The organism is Stenotrophomonas sp. FW305-3-2-15-E-LB1, from assembly GCF_058787375.1.
The window spans coordinates 1-564 of sequence record NZ_JBYSZR010000063.1 but is presented as its reverse complement, the minus strand read 5'-3'; the positions used below and the strand labels follow the sequence as shown (position 1 = coordinate 564).

The window sequence follows — 564 nt, the reverse complement described above, 5'->3', positions numbered from 1 at the left end:
GCGGCTGGATCACCTCCTTTTGAGCAAAGACAGCATCGTCCTGTCGGGCGTCTTCACAAAGTACCTGCATTCAGAGATTTGCATCGGCCACGGCCGGTGTGAGATGTCCCTTTCTGGGGCCTTAGCTCAGCTGGGAGAGCACCTGCTTTGCAAGCAGGGGGTCGTCGGTTCGATCCCGACAGGCTCCACCAGGGAGTTTCGTAAGCAACTCCGGGTCTGTAGCTCAGGTGGTTAGAGCGCACCCCTGATAAGGGTGAGGTCGGTGGTTCGAGTCCTCCCAGACCCACCATTCTCTGAATGACGCATACATTCGATCTTATATACGCATCGGCACTGTGGCCGGTACGTGTTCTTTTAAAACTTGTGACGTAGCGAGCGTTTGAGATGTTCTATCAGACGTGTCGTGAGGCTAAGGCGAGAGACATAAGTCTCTTTATTAATTGAGTCGTTATATTCGTATCCGGGCTTTGTACCCCCGGGTCAAATATATAACCCAAGGCAACTTGCGGTTATATGGTCAAGCGAATAAGCGCACACGGTGGATGCCTTGGCGGTCAGAGGCGA

2 tRNA genes are annotated in these 564 nt (G+C 53.0%); both read left to right on the top strand.

What is annotated here, in order from left to right:
• Positions 1–115: 115 nt before the first annotated feature.
• A tRNA-Ala gene (locus AC3WL7_RS21375) sits at positions 116–191 on the top strand.
• Positions 192–212: 21 nt separating this feature from the next.
• A tRNA-Ile gene (locus tag AC3WL7_RS21370) sits at positions 213–289 on the top strand.
• Positions 290–564 lie beyond the last annotated feature (275 nt).